4 protein-coding genes are annotated in these 2693 nt (G+C 68.7%); 2 read left to right on the top strand and 2 right to left on the bottom strand.

Annotated elements, in window-relative coordinates; all coding sequences use genetic code 11:
- Positions 1–295 precede the first annotated feature (295 nt).
- On the bottom strand, positions 296–655 hold the full coding sequence (locus JHC79_RS22145; protein ID WP_296394964.1) for a hypothetical protein: 360 nt from the start codon (positions 653–655) through the stop codon (positions 296–298).
- Positions 656–762: 107 nt separating this feature from the next.
- Here JHC79_RS22145 and JHC79_RS22140 point away from each other — a divergent pair, with 107 nt between their 5' ends.
- On the top strand, positions 763–1299 hold the full coding sequence (locus tag JHC79_RS22140) for a peptidylprolyl isomerase (protein ID WP_296394962.1): 537 nt from the start codon (positions 763–765) through the stop codon (positions 1297–1299).
- Positions 1300–1481: 182 nt separating this feature from the next.
- Positions 1482–2171 carry a rhomboid family intramembrane serine protease gene (locus JHC79_RS22135; protein WP_366783218.1) on the top strand — a complete coding sequence of 230 codons (690 nt, stop codon included), beginning with the start codon at positions 1482–1484 and terminating at the stop codon, positions 2169–2171.
- A gap of 4 nt (positions 2172–2175) precedes the next feature.
- Here the strand turns inward: JHC79_RS22135 and JHC79_RS22130 are convergent, their stop codons facing one another.
- Positions 2176–2655 carry a PH domain-containing protein gene (locus JHC79_RS22130; RefSeq protein ID WP_296394957.1) on the bottom strand — a complete coding sequence of 160 codons (480 nt, stop codon included), beginning with the start codon at positions 2653–2655 and terminating at the stop codon, positions 2176–2178.
- Positions 2656–2693 lie beyond the last annotated feature (38 nt).

Raw genomic sequence — 2693 nt, 5'->3', positions numbered from 1 at the left:
CTGTAGGGGCGGACCGGGCGGGGGCGCAGGCTGCCCGAACCGCCCGCTGTTCGGACCGCTGGGGCGACGCGGGTCCTGCCCGTGGGCGGGACCGGCAGGGGGACGACCCGGCTGACGAAACGGTCCGCTCGGGGGAGTCCGCGGAGGCCCACCGATGGGGCCGGCCGGTCCGGCGGGCGGTCGTCCCGACGGTGTCGGCGCACGTCGGGCGTCGGGATTGTCGTCGGGGTGCACGCCTACAAGCTACCTGTGGCCCCGCATCGATCGGCGAATCGGGCGGAAGCTCGCCGGAGGTCTAGCGGGTGGGGACGTCCTCGACGCGCGGCGGTTGCGCGGCCACCGGTGCAGGTGTGTTGCGTCGAGCGCGCAGGGCCGAGAACACCACGCCACCGCCGATGACGCCGGCGATCCCGAGGATCACCAGCCCGTTGCGGCCCGACACCCGCGACGTGCGTCGGGCCGAGAGCAGGGGGGTCACCGCAGACGGCGTCAGTGCTCGCGCCTTCTTCGCGTGGCGGCGGCGTCCGACACGCGTGGCGACGACGCGAGCAGGCCGCGTCCACGGCACGAGGTACCCCAGCGCTGCGGAGCCGGCGGTCTTGGCGGCGGCGACCTTGCGGTTGTCGTCGGTATCGGTGCTGGTGACGATCCCCATCGGTGGTCCTCTTCCCGTCGCGTACGCGCCTGTGGTGTCGTGTCCCGGCCGGTCGGATGTGCCCGGTTGGCAGCGGGAGTGTCGGTGCCGTTGCGGCTGGTGGCACCATGGTCGTCGTGAGTACACCACAGAAAACCGCAACCGCGACCGTGCACACCAACCGGGGCGACATCGTCATCGACCTCTTCGGCAACCACGCGCCGAAGACCGTCGAGAACTTCACCGGTCTGGCGACCGGCAGCAAGGAGTACAGCCAGCCGAACGCCTCCGGCGGAGACAGCGGCCCGTTCTACGACGGCTCGATCTTCCACCGGGTCATCGGCGGCTTCATGCTGCAGGGCGGCGACCCGACCGGCACCGGAACCGGCGGCCCGGGCTACCAGTTCGGCGACGAGTTCCACCCGGAACTGGTCTTCGACCAGCCCTACCTCCTGGCCATGGCGAACGCCGGCCCGGGCACCAACGGCTCGCAGTTCTTCATCACCGTCGCCAAGACGCCGCACCTCAACCGCAAGCACACCATCTTCGGTGTCGTGGCCGACGACGAGTCGAAGGCCGTGGTCGACGCGATCGGCGCAACGTCCACCGACCGTCGCGACAAGCCGCTCGAGGACGTCGTCATCGAGAAGATCGAGATCAGCTGAACCCGAACCAACCGCAACCATTCGGGGGCTCTGCCCCCGCGATGGTCTGCGTCCGGCACCCGGACCGTCCCACGGGTCTCTCCTGCACCCGTTGTGGACGGCCGGCGTGTCCGGAATGCCTACGCCCCGCCTCGGTCGGTCAGCACTGCGTCGACTGTGTCCGCGCAGCGGGTGGTGAGCGGGTGACCGTGCGCACGATGGGCGCGACGCGGCCGATCGCGACGTATTCGCTGATCGCGGTCAATGTCGTGGTCTTCATCATCACCGCGATCCAGTCGCGCAACCTGGTGACGATCGATCCGAACACATCGCGTGTGTCCTACGAGGGCGTCCTGTTCGGGCCGCTCGTCAACAGTGGCGAGTACTGGCGCATCCTCACCTCTGGGTTCCTGCATTACGGGTTGATCCACGTCGGCCTCAACATGCTGACGCTCTACATCCTGGGCCGCGATCTCGAGATGGCTGTCGGCACCAGGCGATTCGTCGGCATCTACGTCACCGCGCTGTTCGGCGGCAGTGCCGCGGTGCTGATCTTCTCGCCGTTCGCCGCGACCGCGGGTGCCTCCGGTGCCATCTACGGCGTGATGGGCGGATTGCTGGTCGCGGTCATCCGGGCCAAGCTGCCACCCGGGCAGATCATCGGGCTGATCGCGATCAACATCGTGATCTCGCTGTCGATCCCCAACATCTCGCTGTGGGCGCATCTCGGCGGCCTGGCGTTCGGCGCCGCCGCCACCGCGGGCGTCCTGCTGCTACCGCAGCGGATCGGTCAGCGCGACGCCGCGTCCGCATCGCGTGTGGGCTGGCTGTCGATCGCCGGCCTCGTCGTGCTGGCGCTGGCGATCTGTGTGGTTCGCGCCGCCACCCTCTGACCCGTCAGTCGTCGGCATCGGCGTCGCGGTCCGGGCGCAGGCGTAGGTTCTTGTCCTCGTCGATCGGGTATCCCTGCGCGCTCAGGACATCGGCGACGTCGAGCGGAGCCTCACCGAGTTCCCACCGTCCCAGGATCACCAGTCGCTCGGACCCGTCGTCATCGATGTCGATCTCGAGGTTGGGCACCCGACGACCGAACCGGGGATAGCTGACAATCCGGATCCGGGTGATCTGGGCACGTGTGTAGCTGTGCCTCCCGGTGACGCCTCGGATCTCCAGTCGGTCCGGCCAGGCCGCGAGACGGGGTCGGACGAGCAGCGAACCAAGTCCCATGGCCGCGAGCAGCAACCCGGCGACACCCATGATGACCAGGCCCGGAGGGTCGGAACCGGACAGTGCCGCCGCGATCAACAGAACGACCCCACCGACGAGCAGGGCCACTCCGACGGGCCGAGGAGTCGCCCACTGCGCAGAGTTATCCACAGGCTCTATGCACAATGTGGATGAATTACACACATGTA

This window comes from Williamsia sp., from assembly GCF_016462415.1.
Taxonomy (GTDB): Bacteria; Actinomycetota; Actinomycetes; order Mycobacteriales; family Mycobacteriaceae; genus Williamsia_A.
The sequence above is the reverse complement of the archived record's forward strand: the minus strand, read 5'-3'. Positions and strand labels throughout refer to the sequence as shown.